The organism is Pseudomonas sp. LAIL14HWK12:I7 (genome assembly GCF_000483465.1).
Classification (GTDB): domain Bacteria; phylum Pseudomonadota; class Gammaproteobacteria; order Pseudomonadales; family Pseudomonadaceae; genus Aquipseudomonas; species Aquipseudomonas kermanshahensis.
On sequence record NZ_AXYZ01000005.1, the window covers coordinates 405,224 to 422,834 of the forward strand.

17 protein-coding genes are annotated in these 17,611 nt (G+C 63.1%); 9 read left to right on the plus strand and 8 right to left on the minus strand.

Annotated elements, in window-relative coordinates:
• Window positions 1-129 precede the first annotated feature (129 nt).
• From D886_RS0108610 to D886_RS0108630, 5 genes are all read left to right on the plus strand, one after another.
• Entirely contained in the window at window positions 130-1,110 is a 981-nt protein-coding gene (locus D886_RS0108610) for an aliphatic sulfonate ABC transporter substrate-binding protein (RefSeq protein ID WP_027593527.1), read from the plus strand.
• Window positions 1,111-1,126: 16 nt separating this feature from the next.
• Window positions 1,127-2,518, plus strand: coding sequence for an LLM class flavin-dependent oxidoreductase (locus tag D886_RS0108615; protein WP_027593528.1), 1,392 nt, complete (start codon window positions 1,127-1,129; stop codon window positions 2,516-2,518).
• Window positions 2,519-2,624: 106 nt separating this feature from the next.
• Window positions 2,625-3,461 carry a bifunctional allantoicase/(S)-ureidoglycine aminohydrolase gene (locus D886_RS0108620; RefSeq protein ID WP_027593529.1) on the plus strand — a complete coding sequence of 279 codons (837 nt, stop codon included), beginning with the start codon at window positions 2,625-2,627 and terminating at the stop codon, window positions 3,459-3,461.
• A 101-nt stretch (window positions 3,462-3,562) separates the two neighbouring features.
• A complete protein-coding gene (locus D886_RS0108625; protein WP_027593530.1) occupies window positions 3,563-4,168 on the plus strand; it encodes an START domain-containing protein in 606 nt (201 codons plus the stop codon).
• Between the two features lie 90 nt (window positions 4,169-4,258).
• The gene (locus tag D886_RS0108630) at window positions 4,259-5,182 is read left to right on the plus strand and encodes a LysR substrate-binding domain-containing protein (protein ID WP_027593531.1); all 924 of its coding nucleotides are present in this window, start codon (window positions 4,259-4,261) and stop codon (window positions 5,180-5,182) included.
• A gap of 48 nt (window positions 5,183-5,230) precedes the next feature.
• Here the strand turns inward: D886_RS0108630 and D886_RS0108635 are convergent, their stop codons facing one another.
• Both D886_RS0108635 and D886_RS0108640 read right to left on the minus strand, forming a co-directional pair.
• On the minus strand, window positions 5,231-6,649 hold the full coding sequence (locus D886_RS0108635; RefSeq protein ID WP_027593532.1) for an amino acid permease: 1,419 nt from the start codon (window positions 6,647-6,649) through the stop codon (window positions 5,231-5,233).
• A 380-nt stretch (window positions 6,650-7,029) separates the two neighbouring features.
• A complete protein-coding gene (locus D886_RS0108640; RefSeq protein WP_027593533.1) occupies window positions 7,030-7,452 on the minus strand; it encodes an Lrp/AsnC family transcriptional regulator in 423 nt (140 codons plus the stop codon).
• Window positions 7,453-7,645: 193 nt separating this feature from the next.
• Here D886_RS0108640 and D886_RS0108645 point away from each other — a divergent pair, with 193 nt between their 5' ends.
• Entirely contained in the window at window positions 7,646-8,698 is a 1,053-nt protein-coding gene (locus D886_RS0108645) for an ornithine cyclodeaminase (RefSeq protein WP_027593534.1), read from the plus strand.
• Window positions 8,699-8,731: 33 nt separating this feature from the next.
• Window positions 8,732-9,691: a citrulline utilization hydrolase CtlX gene (gene ctlX / locus D886_RS0108650; protein ID WP_177323884.1), complete on the plus strand. Its 960-nt coding sequence runs from the start codon at window positions 8,732-8,734 to the stop codon at window positions 9,689-9,691.
• A 111-nt stretch (window positions 9,692-9,802) separates the two neighbouring features.
• Here ctlX and sodC read toward each other — a convergent pair whose 3' ends face one another.
• The 6 genes from sodC to pobA form a co-directional block, all read right to left on the minus strand.
• Window positions 9,803-10,318 (minus strand): superoxide dismutase family protein, encoded by a 516-nt coding sequence (gene sodC / locus D886_RS0108655; protein ID WP_027593536.1) that lies wholly within the window; start codon window positions 10,316-10,318, stop codon window positions 9,803-9,805.
• Window positions 10,319-10,438: 120 nt separating this feature from the next.
• Window positions 10,439-11,386, minus strand: coding sequence for a FecR domain-containing protein (locus tag D886_RS0108660; RefSeq protein WP_027593537.1), 948 nt, complete (start codon window positions 11,384-11,386; stop codon window positions 10,439-10,441).
• Entirely contained in the window at window positions 11,383-11,898 is a 516-nt protein-coding gene (locus D886_RS0108665) for a sigma-70 family RNA polymerase sigma factor (protein WP_027593538.1), read from the minus strand. The genes D886_RS0108660 and D886_RS0108665 overlap by 4 nt, the downstream gene beginning before the upstream one ends.
• A 53-nt stretch (window positions 11,899-11,951) precedes the next feature.
• Window positions 11,952-12,833, minus strand: a complete 882-nt coding sequence (locus tag D886_RS0108670) for a LysR substrate-binding domain-containing protein (RefSeq protein ID WP_027593539.1) — start codon at window positions 12,831-12,833, stop codon at window positions 11,952-11,954.
• A 70-nt stretch (window positions 12,834-12,903) separates the two neighbouring features.
• The gene (gene ggt / locus D886_RS0108675; RefSeq protein ID WP_033694027.1) at window positions 12,904-14,709 is read right to left on the minus strand and encodes a gamma-glutamyltransferase; all 1,806 of its coding nucleotides are present in this window, start codon (window positions 14,707-14,709) and stop codon (window positions 12,904-12,906) included.
• A gap of 179 nt (window positions 14,710-14,888) precedes the next feature.
• On the minus strand, window positions 14,889-16,076 hold the full coding sequence (gene pobA, locus D886_RS0108680) for a 4-hydroxybenzoate 3-monooxygenase (protein WP_027593541.1): 1,188 nt from the start codon (window positions 16,074-16,076) through the stop codon (window positions 14,889-14,891).
• Window positions 16,077-16,248: 172 nt separating this feature from the next.
• Here pobA and D886_RS0108685 point away from each other — a divergent pair, with 172 nt between their 5' ends.
• Both D886_RS0108685 and D886_RS0108690 read left to right on the plus strand, forming a co-directional pair.
• On the plus strand, window positions 16,249-17,127 hold the full coding sequence (locus tag D886_RS0108685) for a helix-turn-helix domain-containing protein (protein ID WP_027593542.1): 879 nt from the start codon (window positions 16,249-16,251) through the stop codon (window positions 17,125-17,127).
• 67 nt (window positions 17,128-17,194) lie between these two features.
• Window positions 17,195-17,593 carry a MerR family DNA-binding transcriptional regulator gene (locus D886_RS0108690; RefSeq protein ID WP_027593543.1) on the plus strand — a complete coding sequence of 133 codons (399 nt, stop codon included), beginning with the start codon at window positions 17,195-17,197 and terminating at the stop codon, window positions 17,591-17,593.
• The last annotated feature ends 18 nt before the right edge of the window (window positions 17,594-17,611 follow it).

Here is a 17,611-nt window from a genome sequence, read left to right on the forward strand (position 1 = left end):
CCGCTAAACTACAAAAAGGATATAAAAATAACTAAACATTCTAACCAAATGGAATTAAAAAATTGAAAGCCAAACGCCACCTCCTTAGTCTGGGCGCACGGATTACCACCCCCTTCCAGGAGCCCCCTCATGCCCACCCGTGCCTTTTCCCCCTTGCGCCGCCTGTTGATCGGCGGCCTATTGGCCAGTGTCGCCAGCGCCTTGCTGCCCTGGTCCAACGCCCTCGCCGAAGACGCCAAAACCCTGCGGATCGGCTATCAGAAATTCAACAGCATCAACATTCTCAAAGGCAGTGGTGCCCTAGAGAAGGCCCTCGCCCCGCAGGGGGTGACCGTCAGCTGGCACGAGTTCGCCGCGGGCCCGCAACTGCTCGAAGCGCTGAGCACCGGCGCCATTGACCTCGGCCACGCCGCCGACGCCCCCTCGGTCTTTGCCCAGGCCGCCGGCAAACCAGTGGTTTACCTGGCCGCCGAGCAACCCTACCCGCGCGGTATCGGCCTGGTGGTGCGCGAACAGGACCACCTCACAGGCGTGCAGGACCTTAAAGGCAAGCGGGTAGCCACCGGCCGTGGCTGGAACGCGCAATACCTGTTGGCCGTCGCACTGGAGCAAGCTGGCCTGAGCTACCAGGACATCACCCCCGCCTACGTCAATAACGCGGCTGATGCCGTGGCCGCCCTGCAATCGGGCAGCGTCCAGGCCGTGACCCTGTGGGACCCGTTCCTCGCCGCGGCAGAAAGCCAGCCGGGCCTGAAGAACCTGCGTGACGGCAGTGGCTTGTCCAATAACCGCACCTTCTACCTGTCCACCGCGGCATTCGCCGACCAGCACCGCGCCCTGCTGAAGACCTTCTTCGCCGAGCTGGGCAAGGTCAGCCAATGGGCCAACGCCAAGCCCGCCGACGTCGCCGCGCTGCTGGCGCCGCAGTTGGGGATCAAGGCTGATGTGCTGGAAGTGGCCAGCGAGCGCCGTAACTACAACGCCGTCGCCATCACCCCGCAGATCGTCGCCGAACAGCAAAAGCTGGCCGACACCTTCCAGGGCCTGGGCCTGATCCCGCGTAAGTTGCAGGTAGCCGATGCGGTCTACCCGGCTTCCGTGCTGCCGTGACCGGAGACTGACCGCCATGCCCCGCCCGATCCGCTTCAACGCGTTCAGCATGAACGCCGCCAGCCACCAGTCCCCCGGCCTGTGGCGCCACCCGCGTAACACCAGTGTGGCTTTCAACCGCCTGGGCTACTGGACCGACCTGGCCCGCCTGCTGGAGCGCGGCCTGTTCGACGCGCTGTTCATTGCCGACGTACTGGGCATCTACGACGTCTACCAGGGCGGCCCTGAAGCGGCCTTGCGCGGGGGTGTGCAGGTGCCGGTCAACGACCCGCTGCTGCTGGTCCCGGCCATGGCCGGCGTAACCGAGCACCTGGGCTTTGGTGTGACTTTTTCACTGACCTACGAACACCCCTACCCCTTTGCCCGGCGCATGTCCACGCTCGACCACCTGAGCAATGGCCGCGTCGGCTGGAACATCGTCACCGGTTACCTGGACAGCGCCGCGCGTAATTTGGGCCTGGCCCGCCAACTGGGCCACGACCAGCGTTACGACCTGGCCGAGGAATACCTGCAGGTGCTGTACAAACTGTGGGAAAAAAGCTGGGACGACGACGCGGTGGTGCTGGAGCGTGACAGCGGCCGGTATATCGACCCTTCCCGGGTCCACCCGATCGGCCACGTCGGCCAGCACTTCCAGGTGCCCGGCACGCACCTGTGCCAGCCCTCGCCGCAACGCACGCCGGTGTTGTTCCAGGCTGGCGCCTCGGCACGCGGCCAGCAGTTTGCTGCGCAGCATGCCGAGTGCGTGTTCATCAGCGGGCCGACGACTACGGTACTGCGCCGCTATGCCGATGGCATTCGCCAGGCCAGCGAAGTGGCCGGGCGTGGCCGCGACGAGGTGTTGATCTACGCCCAGGCACTGTTGATCGTCGCCCCCACGCGTGAAGAGGCCGAAGCCCGCTTTGCCGAGTACCGGGGCTATGTCGACCTGGACGCCGCGTTGGCCCTGCTGTCGGGCTGGACCGGCATCGACTTCGCCGGCATCGACCCCGACGCACCGATCGAGTATGTCGAGAACGATGCCGGCCGCGCCGCCCTGGCCGCCTTCACCGCCGCCGACCCCAACCGCCGCTGGACCGTGCGCGAGGCGGCCGAATTCGTCGGCCTGGGGGGCCGTGGTCCGGTCCTGGTCGGCGCTGCCACTGACATCGCCGACCAGTTGGAAACGTGGCTGGACGAGACCGGCATCGACGGTTTCAACCTCACGTACGCGGTGCAACCGGATGACCTGGCCAACGTCGTCGAGCTGCTGGTGCCCGAGCTGCAACGCCGCGGCCGCTACCCCTTGCACTACCAGGACGGCACCCTGCGCCACAAGCTGTTCGGCCAGGGCGACCGCTTGCCGGAGCAGCATGCAGGGCGCCAGGTTAGCATTCAGCAAGCAAATACCGGGTATTCCAACATTTAATTTGTAGATGGCACGCGCTCGACCCTATTCTGTCGGCACATCCCCTGCGCCGCACCGGCCGGTGCGGTTCACGGCACGGGGAGAGAACAACAAGTCGAGATCGTCCATGTCGAATCATTCCTACTTCGCCCCCCACGGTGGGCACCCAGCTCAAACCGAGCTGCTGACTGACCGTGCCATGTTCACCGAAGCCTATGCCGTCATCCCCAAGGGCGTGATGCGTGACATCGTCACCAGCCACCTGCCGTTCTGGGACAAGATGCGCATGTGGGTCATCGCCCGCCCATTGACCGGCTTTGCCGAGACCTTCTCGCAATACATCGTCGAAGTGGCCCCGGAAGGCGGCAGCGAGCGCCCAGAGTTGGACGTAAACGCCGAAGCCGTGGTGTTCGTGGTCGAGGGTGAGCTCGACATCACCCTGGAAGGCAAGCACCACACCCTGAAGCAAGGCGGCTACGCCTTCATCGCCCCAGGCGCCGAATGGAGCCTGCGCAACCACAGCAAGGCCAACGTCACCTTCCACTGGCTGCGCAAGCACTACCAGAAGGTTGAAGGCCTGGACCTGCCAGAGTCCTTCGTCACCCACCGTGACAACGCCACCGTCATCGAGATGCCAGGCACCGAAGGCCGCTGGAAAACCACCCGCTTCGTCGACATGGCCGACATGCGCCACGACATGCACGTCAATATCGTGACCTTCCAGCCAGGCGGCGTGATTCCGTTCGCTGAAACCCACGTCATGGAACATGGCCTGTACGTGCTGGAAGGCAAGGCGGTATACCGCCTGAACCAGGACTGGGTCGAAGTCGAAGCCGGTGACTTCATGTGGCTGCGCGCCTTCTGCCCGCAAGCCTGCTACGCCGGTGGCCCAGGCAACTTCAGCTACCTGCTGTACAAGGACGTCAACCGCCACGTGCACCTGACGCTCAACCCACAGCGCTAAGCGTTTAGTTAAGCCCAGCCTGTTGGACCGAAGCCCGCCTCCCTGGCGGGCTTTCTGTTTGCCGCTCATACTGAACAATCCTGCCCTGCGCGGTGCTCACCATGAACCGCTACCGCCTGCTTGCCGCCTTGTTGCTGGCGCTGTCCAGTACCGTTCAGGCGACCGACGACTGGAACCTGGCCTACGACAGAGAAGGCATCCGTGTCTACCTCAGCGGCGACGGCGATTCCCCCTACCAGCAGTTTCGCGGTGTCAGCACCATGAAGGCCAGCGTACGCACGTTGACAGACCTGCAGGAAAACCTGCGCGTGGCCTGCAAATGGCTGTATGCCTGCGCCGAGATGCGCTTGCTGGAGGTCGACGGCGACAGTACCTGGGTCTACCTGACCACCAACCTGCCGTGGCCGACCCTGCCGCGCGACATCGTGGTCAAGGTGACCACTGAACAGCGCGACGACGGCACCCTGCTGCGCCACCTGAGCGCCGACCCTGGCAAGATCCCCGAAGTGGAGGGGCTGATCCGCGTGCAGCGCCTTAGTGGCCAGTGGGTGATGAAACCGCTGGGTGACAAGCAGACCGAAGTCACGTACCAGCTCAAGGCAGACCCGGCCGGGGATGTGCCGGGGTGGCTGGCCAACCGCTTTGTGGTGGATGCACCGGTGGTGACGTTGCGCACGCTGCGGGCGGTGGCCGAGCGCCAGCACTGAAGGCATGCTGGCGACTACCGCCCTGGCGGTTTTTCTGCCACTGTCTGGGCGCGACGCGGACCAGCGCGTCGCGCCTTGCCAGGACGTCGCATGAAAACACAAGAATACGGCAACAAGCACAAAGGCTACCGGCGCATCATCCCGTCGATGACGGCACTGCTCGAATTCGAAGCCGTGGCCCGGCACAACAGCTTCACCCTGGCCGCGCAGGAGTTGGGCGTGACCCAGGCAGCGGTGAGCAAACAGGTCAAGCAGCTCGAAGAAACCCTCGGCAGCCAGCTGTTCCAGCGCCTGCACCGGGGCGTGCGACTGACCAGCGAGGGCCAGGCCCTGTATGTGGTCATTTCCGATTCGCTGCAAAAGATCGCCGCGGTCTTCGACCGCCTCAGCGAGGGTGGCAACGAGCAAGAACTGGTGCTGAGCTGCACCGCGACGTTTTCCCAGCTGCGGGTCATGCCGCGCCTGGGCACCTTGCGCACCGCCCTGCCCCACGTGCGCCTGCGCCTGGCCACACAGATGTTCATGGGCGACCTGCGCAATCACGATGTCGATCTGCTGGTGCGCTATGGCAACGGGCGCTGGGAGGACGGCACCGCCGTGCAGCTGTTCGAGGAAGAAATATTTCCGGTGTGTTCACCCGACTGGCTCACCCGCAACAGCCTGCCGGAGTCACTAGAAGGGTTGTACGGCGCCGACTTGCTCGATGCCGATGCCACGACCGAGGGCTGGATGACCTGGCCTACCTGGTTCCGCGAAGCGGGTGGGCACCCGCCCAAACTACGCTACAGCCTGCGTTGCCACTTGTACGCCGACACCGTCCAGGCAGCGCTGCATGGGCATGGTGTGGCGCTGGGGTGGGGCCGAATGGTCGATCACCTGTTGGCGTCCGGTGAGCTGGTGCGCCTGACCGACCTGGTGGTCAAACCCCGCGAGGCCTACTACTTGGTAGTGCCCCATGGCCGCAGCACTACCCCGACCACTCTGGGCTTGGTGGACTGGCTGCGCGACAGCTGAAAGCGGCAATGGCCGTGGGCGTTACCCCACGGCCAACTGCACTGCGTTTCAGGAAGCCGTAGCCGCTACTTGCCGCGCGCACACCTTAACCCGGCGCCGGTAGGCGAGCAGCAAGCCGATGTACCACAGCGGCATCACATACAGCGCGGTGCGTGTGTCAGGCTCGAGCGCCAACAGGCACAACACGAAGATCAGGAACAGCTGCGCCGATGCCGCCGTCACTTTGCCCCCTGGCAGCTTGAACCTGGACTGCTCATGCGCCTTGGGGTTCTGGCGGCGGTAGGCAAAATAGGACATCAGGATCAGCGACCAGGTGACGATGATCATCACCGCCGAAATGGTCGACACCAACGTGAAGACCGTCATGACCTCCGGGATCACGAACAACAGCGTCAGCGCAATCGCCATGCACACCCCCGAAAACACCAGCGCCCTGACCGGCGTGCCCGACCCGGACAGCCGCCCGAACGCGGTCGGCGCCTGTTGCTGGTGGGACAGGCCGTAAAGCATCCGCGACCCCGAATACACACCGCTGTTGGCCGACGAGGCGGCAGACGTCAACACCACGAAATTGATGATGCCGGCCGCAGCCGGCAGGCCGCCCAGCAGGAACAGCTCGACGAACGGGCTGCGGTTTGCCGGCACATTCGCCCACGAGACCACGCTGATGATGCACACCAGCGAGCAGATGTAGAACAGCAGGATGCGCACGGGAATGGTGTTGATCGCTTTGGGCAGGGTCTTTTCCGGGTCCTTGGCCTCTGCGGCCGCGGTACCGATCAGTTCGGTGCCCACGAACGAGAAAATCGCGATCTGGAAGCCGGCGAGGAAGCCGAGAATGCCATGGGGCATGACCACGCCGGGTGCCACCAGATGGCTGAAGGACGCCGTAACCCCGGCTGGCGACGTGTAGGACGTGGCCACCATCACCAGCCCCGTGACCACCAGCAGCACGATCGCGACAATCTTGATCAGCCCGAACCAGAACTCGACCTCGCCAAACGCCTTTACCGCCAGCATGTTGAGGCCCAGCAGCAGGAACATCGTGGCAAATGCCGGTAGCCAGGTGGGCACATCGGGGTACCAGTACTGGAAAAAGCCTGCCACCACGACCACATCACCCACCGCCGCGACCACCCAACTGAGCCAGTAGGACCAACTGAGGATGAAACCGGCGCGCGGCCCCAGGTAGTTGTGTACCAGGTCTGCGAACGACTCCATGTGCAGGTTAGCCAGCAGCATCTCGCCCATCGCACGCATGATGCAGAACACGAAAAAGCCGATGATGGCGTACACCAGAATGATCGAAGTGCCGGAAAGCGCGATGATCTTGCCCGAGCCCATGAACAGCCCGGTGCCGATCGCACCACTGATCGAAATGAGCTGAATGTGCCTGTTTTCCAGCCGTCGCTTCAGCGTACGGCCAGGCTGCCCAGTCGCGTCTTGCGAGTTGCACGTTTGCTGCATAGTTGACCTCTTATTCTTTTTCTGTGAAACCACATGCCCTTCACTGCGCACTTTAATTGGTACGCACGTGCACACGTGTTGTAATAACAAGCGCAGCAGGCATGGGTATTAACGCAGACGGAAATACACGCCCCGATGAAACTTCTCATCAGGCTTAATTAATCATGAAAGCCCATCACACGTGCACGCCGATTAATCTGGTCATGCCCGGCAAGACGTTTAAACGTGAAACACAGGGTGCTGACGCTGTTTCATTTTGCCAGCCGTTGTAGTCAATCGGAACGCTACAGACTGCACACACGAAATGGGATTTGTTGCACTGTGAAAGGCCGGGGTGACAGTTTGCGCCAGGCGCCTGCCCATTCCGGCTATCGCGGTGCTCACATCTTGAAGGTGGAGAGCAAAATGCTGGTCTCGGTGTTCTCGATGTGTTGTATCGAGCGAATGGTGTTCAACGCCCGGTCGAAGGCCTCGAGGGTGTCCGCCCGCAGCTCGGCCATCAGGTCCCAGCGGCCATTGGTGGTGTGGATGGCCACCACGTTGGGGTGCCCGCGCAGCGCGTGCTTGACCTCCGCAGCATGGTGGCCGCTGATGCCGATGCTGGTAATTGCCCGTACGCCTTGCTCCAGGGCATCTGACCTGAGGCGAATCGTGTAGCCCATGATCACCCCTTGTTCCTCAAGCTTGGTGATGCGGTTCTGCACCGTTGCCCTGGCAACCTTGAGTTTCTTGGCAAGGGTGAGGATCGGCGTGCGTGCATTATCACGCAACAGCGCGATCAGTTCCCGGTCTACAGTGTCCATGGTGCCTGCCCATTAATCAGATTGTTATTCTGGGGTCGCAGATTGTCTAGAAAGATGACGAAACTGGCAACCTGCTCTCTTCAATTTGACGCAACCTTTCATCAAACTCTTCGTGCTGGCAACCCCTCAACAATCTTAAGCGTTCACCCTGCAGGCCTTGAGGTGAGAGCGCGCGCATAAAAGGTGCAAGAGCATGACGTATTTCATTGATGTTCCAACCATGTCCGATTTGGTCCATGACATTGGCGTAGCGCCCTTCATTGGTGAACTGGCCGCGGCCCTGCGCGAAGACTTTAAACGTTGGCAGGACTTTGATAAGTCCGCCCGTGTTGCCAGCCATTCGGAAGTGGGTGTGATCGAATTGATGCCGGTCGCCGACACGCATCGCTATGCGTTCAAATACGTCAACGGGCACCCTGCCAATACAGCAAAAGACCTTCATACCGTCATGGCCTTTGGCGTGTTGGCCGACGTGGCGACCGGTTACCCGGTGCTGTTGTCTGAACTGACCATCGCCACCGCCCTGCGCACTGCCGCCACATCGTTGATGGCCGCCCAGGCGCTGGCCCGGCCGAACGCGAAAAAAATGGCGCTGATCGGCAACGGCGCGCAAAGCGAATTCCAGGCACTGGCCTTCCACAAACACCTGGGTATCGAAGAAATCGTCGCCTTCGACACCGACCCGCTGGCCACCGCCAAGCTGATCGCCAACCTCAAGGAGTACAGCGGCCTTACCATTCGCAAGGCCCGCTCTGTTGCCGAGGCGGTCAAAAGCGTCGACATCATCACCACGGTGACCGCCGACAAGGCCTACGCGACCATCATCACCCCCGACATGCTCGAACCCGGCATGCACTTGAACGCAGTGGGCGGCGACTGCCCAGGCAAGACCGAACTGCATGCCGATGTATTGCGCAGCGCACGCGTGTTCGTCGAGTACGAACCGCAGACCCGTATCGAAGGTGACATCCAGCAATTGCCTGGCGACTTCCCAGTGGTCGACCTCTGGCGTGTACTGCGGGGTGAAACCGAAGGCCGCCAAAGCGACAGCCAGGTAACCGTATTCGACTCGGTGGGCTTCGCGCTCGAAGACTATACCGTACTACGGTATGTACTACAGGAAGCCGAAAAACGCGGCCTGGGCTCAAAAATCGACCTAGTACCCTGGGTGGACGAAGACCCGAAAGACCTGTTCAGCCACACCCGCGGCCGCGCTGCCAAAAGCCGCATCCGACGCGTTGCATAACCCTACGGTCAGCTCTTAATTTCGGTATTCCAGATGGCATTTCCAACGCGTTCGATTCAAGCACCTGCGGCAGTGGTCATGGTCAGGCCGCACGCCTTCACCCCCAACCCGGAAACAGCGGCAGACAACTCGTTCCAGAGCACCCACCCTGACGTCGCCGCGCAGGCCGTGGCCGATGTGGCGCGCGACGAAGTCACCCAGGCCGCGGGGCGGCTTGAAGCCGAGGGCGTGCGCGTGCACCTGTTCGACGACTTTGGCGAGCAGAACACGCCGGACTCGGTGTTCCCGAACAACTGGTTTTCCACCCACCCGGGCGGCCACATCGCGATCTACTCGATGTACTCGCGCAATCGCCGCCGCGAACGGCGGGCGGATGTCATCGAAATGCTCAAGCATGAGTACCGGGTGCAGGATGTGATCGACTATTCCGGGCTGGAACAGGACGAGCTGTTTCTCGAAGGTACTGGGGCGATGGTGTTCGACCATTTGTCCAGGGTCGCCTATACCGCCCGCTCCAACCGCGCCGACCCGATCGCCCTCGAGCGTTTCAGCACGCACTTCAACTTCGAGCCCATGGTGTTCGACACGGCCGACGAACAAGGCACGCCGATTTACCACACCAACGTCCTGATGTGCGTGGCGACTGAGTTTGCACTGGTGGGGTTTGACACGTTCACCAACCCGAGCCGTGCACAGGAGGTGCGCATGCGCCTGATCGAGTCAGGCCGTGATGTGATCGACCTGAGCAACCAGCAGATCAGCCAGTTTGCCGGCAACGCCATCGAGCTTTCTGGGCGTGATGGTCGAATCCTTGCGCTTTCGCGCAAAGCGTTCGACAGCCTTACGGGTGAGCAGCGTCAGCGCATCGAGCGTTCGGCGCGGCTGGTACCTTTGGATGTGCCGACCATCGAGATGGCCGGGGGCTCGGTGCGCTGCATGATCGCCGGGATTCACCTGTCACCGAGAAGCTCACGCCCGCTTTCGATCAATTGATTGAAAGCCACCTGTAGGAGCAGCCTTGTGCTGCGAAGAGGCCGGTACAGCTGTTGCAGATGATGTGCCTGCAATGGCCTCTTCGCAGCGCAAGGCTGCTCCTACCCGCCGTTACTGCACAACCCCGCATGCCATCCGCGCACCACCACCGCCCAGTTTTTCCGGGTGGTCACTGTGGTTGTCGCCACCGGCATGCACCATTAACGCATGGCCTTTGAAGTCCGCAGCCTTGAGGCGTGGCGCGAGCACCGGATAGCTGGCCTTACCATCGGCACCCACGTACAGCGCCGGCAAGTCACCCCGGTGGCCGCTGTCATCGTAGGGGCCTTTATGCGCCTGGGTCGAATCCGGGTCCCAGTGGCCACCCGCCCCGCCAGCAGGCACCGGCTTGCCGTTCTCCTCGGTGGGTGCGCACGACGCATTCTGATGCAAATGGAAGCCATGCACGCCGGGCGGCAGGTCCTTGAGATCAGGGGTCAGAAGCGTGCCGTATTGGTTTTGCTCGATGCTGATGGTCCCGATCGACTTGCCTGGGCCGTCGGGGCCTGCCAGCTTGAGTTCCACCGTCTGGGCGGCCTGCGCAAGGCCGGTGCTGGCCAGCAATGCAACGAAAAGCGCTGCTTTCATGTTGGTTCTCCATGGCATGGGATGACGGGTGTCGTACCCAGGTAACAGTTGGGACTGCGCAGCCCGCCAGGTATTCCAGTTGGCCACAGACTGAAACACTTACACGTGTGCGGTGTACCCTCAGGCAGGTTGCTTGCGCGGTGTCAGCGACACCCAGTAGCGGGTCCGGTAATGCACCTGCAGCGGCAGGCTGGCGGCCAACAAGGCAAGGATGCGGTCGTTGTCGTCGAGCTGGAAGGTGCCGGTCACGCTCAGGCGCTCCAGGGCCGGGTCCCAACGCAGCAGCCCGGGGCGATAGCGGTCGAGTTCGCGCAATACATCGCCCAAGGGCTGGTTGTCGACCATCAACAGGCCTTGCTGCCAACCCGGTAACTGCGCGTCGAACGCCTCTATAGGCCCTGCCCCGCTTGCAGCAAGGGTTACCCTCTGCCCAGCCTGCAATGACAGCGCGCCGCCCTGGGCCGTTTGCAGGCGCACGGCGCCATCGCTGACCGACACGTGGTAGTGCTGCCCTTGCTGACGCACGCAAAAACTCGCCTGGGTAGCAAAGACAGCGCCTTGGGCGGTCTGCACCTGCAACGGGCCGACGCAGTCCACGGCAATCTCACCCCGTACCAGTTGCACAACGTGCTGGCCGCCCTGCACAGACAGGTTCACCGCACTGGCAGTGTTCAAATGCACGCGCCCTCCCCCTGCCAGCACGTGGCCACGCCGTTCGCCGGTGGCGGTGTGCAGGTCGGCGCGCCAGCTGTCCACGGGTAGCTGACGGTAGCCATACCAAGCTAGCGGCGCCAGCGTGCCGATCGCCAGGGCCTGGCCCAGCAACCGGCGGCGGTCAGGGTCCGGACGGTCCAGGCAGGCCACGGCAAGCGACGATGGCACGGCGGAAAACTGCGTGCGCAGGGCCTCGGCTTTTTGCCACAGCGCTTCATGGGCAGCGCTGCGTGCACGCCAGCTAAGCAGCGCGGCAACCTGCCCATCATCCAGTGGGCCAGCGTCCTGCAAGGCCAGCCACTGCGCGGCCTCGCGGGCCAGCTGCCGAGCGCGGGCGTCGACGGACGCGCTCACAACGCCACCAACAGGCAATGCGCGTACGCCTTGACCATGTAGCGTTTGACCGTACGCTCAGAAACCTGCAAACGCTCGGCAATGGTTGCGTAGTCGACCCCTTCCAACTGCGCCCACAAAAAAGCCCGGCGCACGGCGCGTGGCAGGCCGTCGAGCAGTTCGTCCAGGGCCTGCAAGGCTTCAAGCAGTATCCAGCGTTGCTCCGGCGAGGGTGCCAGCGCTTCGGGCAGGTTGGCCAGGGCTTCCAGGTAAGCGCGCTCCAGGCTGCGTCGCTTGTAATGGTTGATCAGCAGCCGCTTGCCCACGGTCAGTAGATAGGCCCTGGGCTCACGCAGACTGGGCAGCTTTTGCCCCGGGTGCGCGGCGAGCACCCGCAAAAAGGTGTCCTGGGCCAGGTCGGCAGCCTCCCAGGCATCGCCCAGGCGGCGCGAGAGCCAGCCTTCCAGCCAACTGCGATGGTCGCGGTAAAGCGTGCCGAAGGAGGTTTCGTCTGCCGGGGTGGAGTCGGTCATTCAAGGGCACGCTAGCGGGCTAAAGGTATGAATGCGACTGATTCTAATTGCTTTTAGATCCCACCTCCAGCCAACAATTGCGTCATCACCTCGGCCAGTGCCTTGACCATCACGTCTGCGGTGGGCCGATGGACGATGACGATTTCGTAGCTGTCGACCTCGGGCAGCCCGTGCTCGCCCCCCAGCACCCGGTGCTCGCGCGTTGCCGCCCGCGGCGGTAGCAAGCTGATGCCCATGCCATCGGCGACTGCAGCCTGGATGCCGCTGAGGCTGGAACTGGTAAAACTGATGCGCCAGCGCCGGCCCATGCCTTCGATGGCGGTGATCATGTCATCGCGGTACAGCCCGCGTGGCGGAAAGGTCACCAACGGGATCGGGTCGAGTTCAAAAGCCGGCGTGCGCGCACTGTCGATCCACTGCAGGCGCTCTGGCCAGCAGGCCACCCCTTCGCGGCTGTTGCGCCGCTGCTTCAGCAGCACCAGGTCGAGCTCGCCATTGTCGTAGGCTTGGCTGAGGTCACGGCACAGCCCGCTGGTCACTTCCAGTTTGACCTGCGGGTGCAGCCGGCTGAACGCCGACAGGGCGTTGGTGGTGCGCCCACCGACGAAATCCTCGGGCACGCCAAGGCGCACGGTGACACCGACCATCGCCCCTGCCAGCGCTTCGAGCATCTGGTCGTTCAAGGCCAGCATATGGCGGGCATAGCCGAGCAAGGTCTGCCCAGCGTCGGTGGGCAGCACGTCACGGTTGCCGCGCACCAGCAAACGGTGGCCGACCATTTCTTCGAGTCGCCGCACCTTCTGGCTGATGGTGGACTGGGTCGAGTGCAGGCGTGCGGCGGCGGTGGTGAAACTGCCGCAATCGGCCACCACGACGATCGCGCGCAGCAAGTCGAGGTCGAACAGTGCTCTATTCGATTTCACGCTGATAGACATCTGGGTATTCAACTTCTGAATGGCAAGGTAGCGTTCTATCACGCCACCTAATACCCCGCAACGCGCTTGCTCAATCGCCGAGTGCCGCGCCTTCGCGTCGCGGGTCGGCGCCCCCCGACCAGCCAGCGCCAGTGCGCTGGATGATCTGCATGCCGCTGGTCATGGTCATGGGCGTGACCTCGTGCCCCCAGGCCGCCAGTTGCCGGATCAGCGCCGGGCTGGTCAGCCCCGCTTCCACCTCGGTGCCGGCATTACGGCTGCCGAAATTGGGCAGGTTGCTGGCTTGTTGCGGGTTTAGTTGCCAGTCCAGCAGGCCGACTAGCGCTTTGTTCACGTAGCCGATGATCTGCGAGCCGCCGGGGGAACCGAGGCTGGCCACCAGTTCACCCGATGACCGCGAAAACACCAAGGTCGGCGCCATGGCCGACAAGGGGCGCTTGCCCGGCTCGACCCGGTTCGCCACGGGCTTACCTTGCTCCTGTGGCAAAAACGAGAAATCGGTCAGGTGGTTGTTCAGCAAAAAACCTTTGACCATCACGTGTGCGCCGAACGCCGCCTCCACTGACGTGGTCATGGCCAAGGCCTGGCCACTGTCGTCCACGGCAGAGAGGTGCGACGTGGAAATACGCAGCGGCGAACGGTCGGGGGCCATGGCCAGGTCGGCGCCCTGCGGGGTACCGGGGCGGGCGCGCTTCATGCTGTAGGTACCGATCTGGGCGGCGCGCCCAGCGAGGTAGGCAGGGTCGATGAGGGCTTTGACCGGCACCGGCACGTAGTCGCTGTCGGCCAGGTATTGGGCGCGGTCGGCATAGGCCAGGCGTTCGGCTTCGGCGATCACGTGAACCGCCAGCGGCGTGGGCTCCAGGCCGGCGGGCGATGACGTGGCGCGTGGCGCAAGTTTCGCCAGGTCATAGTATGGCGACGCGCGCTGTAGCGCTTCAAGGATGCCCAGTGTCTGCAGTACAGCGACCCCGCCCGAAGAAGGCGGCGGCATGCCACAGATACGCCACAGTTTGTACGGGCCACAGACCGGCTCACGCTCGCGTGCACGGTACTGGCTCAGGTCCTGCAATGACAGTTGCCCGGCATTGGCATGCCCACGCACCTGGGCAACGATCGCTTCGGCCACCTCGCCGGTGTAGAACGCATCAGGCCCCTGCGCGGCGATGCGCGCCAGGGTCTGCGCAAGCTCGGGGTTGCGCAGCATCGTGCCGACCGGCAGTGGCTTGCCGTTTTCGCCAAGGAAATAGCGGGCCATGCTGGGTGAGCGGGCGACATAAGGGTCAGCTGCCAGCAAGGTGTGTAGACGCTCAGAGACTGGAAAGCCGTTTTGCGCCAGCGCTATCGCAGGCGCGAACAAATCCTGCCACGGCAGCTTGCCATGCTGTTCATGGGCCAGTTTAAGCGCCCGCAGCACGCCAGGAACGCCGACCGCGCGCCCACCGATTTGCGCCGCCCTGAATGGCATCGGCGATCCGTCGGCTTGCAGGAAGAGTGATTCCGTGGCCGTTGCAGGCGCCGCCTCACGGCCGTCGAACGCCTGCACACGCTTGCCGTCCCAATAGAGGATGAAGGCCCCACCACCAATGCCACTGGATTGTGGCTCGACCAGGGTGAGCACCATCTGCATGGCGATCGCCGCATCGATGGCACTGCCACCGGCGCGCAGCATCGCACGCCCCGCCTCGCTGGCCAGCGGGTTGGCAGCTGCGGCCATGTGCCGGCTGGCGTGGACGGGTTGCAAGGCGCTGCGGTAGCCGGACTGCAATTCTGGGGGTGGGGGTAGTACCTGGTCGGCCCAGGCTGGGCCAGCGGTGGTGGCCAGGCACAGGGCGGTTATCAGTTGCCGGGGACGTGATGAGAGGCTTGAGTGCATGGCGATGGATTTTTTTCGCTCTTGAGGTCGAGCGCCGCTGGCGCGGCGCTTCGCAGCACAAGGCTGCTCCTACAGTTTAATTCGGGCTAATTATGCCTGTGGACTCACCGGCCCGATACAAACTGTAGGAGCAGCCTTGTGCTGCGAAGCGCTGCGCCAGCGGCGCTCGATCTTTACCCCTACGCCACCTCTTCGAACGGCAAGCCCACATAGTTCTCGGCAATGTTCACCAACCCCGCCGGCGACGACAGGAAGTACTCGCGGTCAGCCTCCTGCATCTTCTGGTCCCAAGCGTCCTTGTGCGTGCCAAAGTCATGCAGCAACTGGGTCATGAACCAGCTGAAACGCTCGCCCTTCCAGACCCGGCGCAAGGCCAGCGGCGAGTACTGCTGCAACAGGTCGGTGCGCCCTTCGTGGTAGACCTTGACCAGGATCCGGTACAGGTAATTGACGTCCGATGCCGCCAGGTTGAGGCCCTTGGCACCGGTAGGCGGGACGATGTGGGCGGCATCGCCGACCAGGAACAGATGCCCGTACTGCATCGGTTCGACCACCAGGCTGCGCAGCGGGGCAATGCTTTTTTCCAGCGCAGGGCCGGTCACCAGGCTCGCCGCCACGTCCTCGGGCAAGCGGGCCTTGAGCTCGTCCCAGAAACGCTCGTCGGACCAAGCTTCGACCTGGTCGTCCAACGGCACTTGCAGGTAGTAGCGGCTGCGCGTCTGCGAGCGTTGGCTGCACAGCGCGAAGCCCCGCTCGTGATGGGCATAGATCAGCTCGTGATTGACCGGCGGGGTGTCCGACAACAAGCCCAGCCAGCCAAACGGATACACTCGCTCGTACTGCTTGAGCACACCCTCGGGGATGCTCTGCCGGGAAACGCCATGGAAGCCATCGCACCCGGCGATGTAGTCACAGTCCAGGCGGTGAACCTGCCCGTCCTTTTCGAACGTGAGGTACGGACGCTCGCCTTTGAGCTCATGCGGCTGCACATTGCTCGCCGCGTAGATGATCGGTGCACCACTGGCTTCACGGGCTTGCATCAAGTCACGGGTGACCTCGGTCTGGCCGTAGACCATCACCGTCTTGCCACCGGTCAGGGCCTTGAGGTCGAGGCGCTGGCGACGCCCGCCGACCAGCAACTCGACGCCTTCATGCACCAGCCCTTCGCGGTCCATTCGCGCAGCCACGCCGGCCTCACGCAACAGGTCGACCGTGCCCTGCTCCAGCACGCCGGCACGGATGCGGCCGAGCACGTATTCGGGAGTCTGGCGTTCGACGATGACCGTCTCGATGCCGGCCTTGTGCAGCAACTGGCCGAGCAGCAGGCCGGAGGGACCTGCACCGATGATTGCAACCTGAGTTTTCATTGTTGTTGTCTCTAGTCGGGCGATGCCGGCCCTGGACTGGCAGTGGCATGGCATCTGCTGTTAGGGTTTACACCTGCATTTTTACTGGCAAAGGCTGCCGGTTAAGTGTGCTATTCCATGCAAAACCTGCACTTTTACAAAAAACGTTCGATTAACGGACAGGCAAAACCGCATGAAATCCACCCTCCCCGGCATTCCGTTGTTCCAGCTGTACGGCGAAAACCAGGCGTGGCCTGGCACCGACCTGTTGCACTGCGAGTCGATCCCGGCACGCAGCCGCTTGCACCACTGGGAGATCAAGCCGCACCAGCATGCCGAGCTGTTCCAGTTGCTGTATGTGCAGCGTGGCCAGGCCGAGGTGGAGATCGAAGGTGTCCGCAGCTCGATCAGCCAGGCCGCCATCCAGGTGGTACCGCCACTGACCGTGCACGGCTTTCGCTTCAGTGCCGACATCCAGGGGCATGTACTGACCTTCGGCACCGCGCTGGTGGCCGAACTGGAACAGCAACTGGGCGCGCCCGTGGGCATGCTGGCCACGCCGGCGTGCTATGCGTTGGGCAAGGACCGCCAGCGTTTACGCAGCCTGATCGACACACTGCAGCAGGAATACCAGGGCAATGCCCCGGCACGGGCGACGATGCTGCAGGCGCTGGTGACCGCGTTGATGGTCTGGATCAGCCGCCGGCAGCAACTGGGCCAGGCGCCCCGTAACCGTGACGAACGGGACCGGCAGTTGCTCGGGCAATACCTGCGCCTGGTCGAGGCGCATTACCGCGAGCATTTGTCCGTGGAGGACTTCGCCGCGCGCCTGAACGTCTCGAGCCTGCAGCTCAACCAGCTGTGCCGGGCACTGAGCGGGCAAACGGCTTTGCAGGTGGTGCATCAGCGGCTGCTGCTGGAGGCGCGGCGCAACCTTCTTTATACGCGCATGAGCATTGGGCAATTGTCGGATAGTCTCGGGTTTACCGACCCCACCTACTTCGCGCGGTTTTTCAAGCGGCTGAGCGGGCAGACGCCCAATGGCTATCGCCGGGTGGGGGTGCCTGAATAGCGCCCCTGCTTGACGTAAACGTCAACCTGCATTCAGGATAGCCCCATACCCCACGCCGAGCCCCCGCATGAGCCTGCAGACCTACAGCATCTCCGACCTGTCCCGCGAGCTGGACATCACCACCCGTGCCATCCGCTTCTACGAGGAACAGGGCTTGCTGAGCCCCGAGCGACGTGGCCTGGAACGCATCTACTCGGCGCGTGACAAAGTCAGCCTGAAGCTCATCCTGCGCGGCAAGCGCATTGGTTTTTCCCTCGCCGAATGCCGTGAACTGATCGAGCTGTATGACCCCACCAGCGGCAACCTGAAACAGCTCAACAGCATGCTGGTGAAAATCGCCGAACGACGTGCCCAGTTGGAGCAGCAGATGCTCGACATCCACCAGATGCAACTGGAGCTCGACACCGCCCAGGAGCGCTGCGAGCAGGCCCTTGCCGCGACCTTGAACAATAAAGACAACCGTTGACCCGCCACAGGAAACCCG

Bases quoted from the DNA above. Each gene is read 5' to 3' on its own strand.
- sodC (WP_027593536.1), bottom strand. From the start codon at position 10,318: ATGAAAGCAGCGCTTTTCGTTGCATTGCTGGCCAGCACCGGCCTTGCG.
- D886_RS0108620 (WP_027593529.1), top strand. From the start codon at position 2,625: ATGTCGAATCATTCCTACTTCGCCCCCCACGGTGGGCACCCAGCTCAA.
- pobA (WP_027593541.1), bottom strand. From the start codon at position 16,076: ATGAAAACTCAGGTTGCAATCATCGGTGCAGGTCCCTCCGGCCTGCTG.
- D886_RS0108635 (WP_027593532.1), bottom strand. From the start codon at position 6,649: ATGCAGCAAACGTGCAACTCGCAAGACGCGACTGGGCAGCCTGGCCGT.
- D886_RS0108690 (WP_027593543.1), top strand. From the start codon at position 17,195: ATGAGCCTGCAGACCTACAGCATCTCCGACCTGTCCCGCGAGCTGGAC.
- D886_RS0108610 (WP_027593527.1), top strand. From the start codon at position 130: ATGCCCACCCGTGCCTTTTCCCCCTTGCGCCGCCTGTTGATCGGCGGC.
- D886_RS0108665 (WP_027593538.1), bottom strand. From the start codon at position 11,898: ATGACCGACTCCACCCCGGCAGACGAAACCTCCTTCGGCACGCTTTAC.
- ctlX (WP_177323884.1), top strand. From the start codon at position 8,732: ATGGCATTTCCAACGCGTTCGATTCAAGCACCTGCGGCAGTGGTCATG.
- D886_RS0108645 (WP_027593534.1), top strand. From the start codon at position 7,646: ATGACGTATTTCATTGATGTTCCAACCATGTCCGATTTGGTCCATGAC.
- D886_RS0108670 (WP_027593539.1), bottom strand. From the start codon at position 12,833: ATGTCTATCAGCGTGAAATCGAATAGAGCACTGTTCGACCTCGACTTG.
- D886_RS0108640 (WP_027593533.1), bottom strand. From the start codon at position 7,452: ATGGACACTGTAGACCGGGAACTGATCGCGCTGTTGCGTGATAATGCA.
- ggt (WP_033694027.1), bottom strand. From the start codon at position 14,709: ATGCACTCAAGCCTCTCATCACGTCCCCGGCAACTGATAACCGCCCTG.
- D886_RS0108615 (WP_027593528.1), top strand. From the start codon at position 1,127: ATGCCCCGCCCGATCCGCTTCAACGCGTTCAGCATGAACGCCGCCAGC.
- D886_RS0108685 (WP_027593542.1), top strand. From the start codon at position 16,249: ATGAAATCCACCCTCCCCGGCATTCCGTTGTTCCAGCTGTACGGCGAA.
- D886_RS0108625 (WP_027593530.1), top strand. From the start codon at position 3,563: ATGAACCGCTACCGCCTGCTTGCCGCCTTGTTGCTGGCGCTGTCCAGT.
- D886_RS0108630 (WP_027593531.1), top strand. From the start codon at position 4,259: ATGAAAACACAAGAATACGGCAACAAGCACAAAGGCTACCGGCGCATC.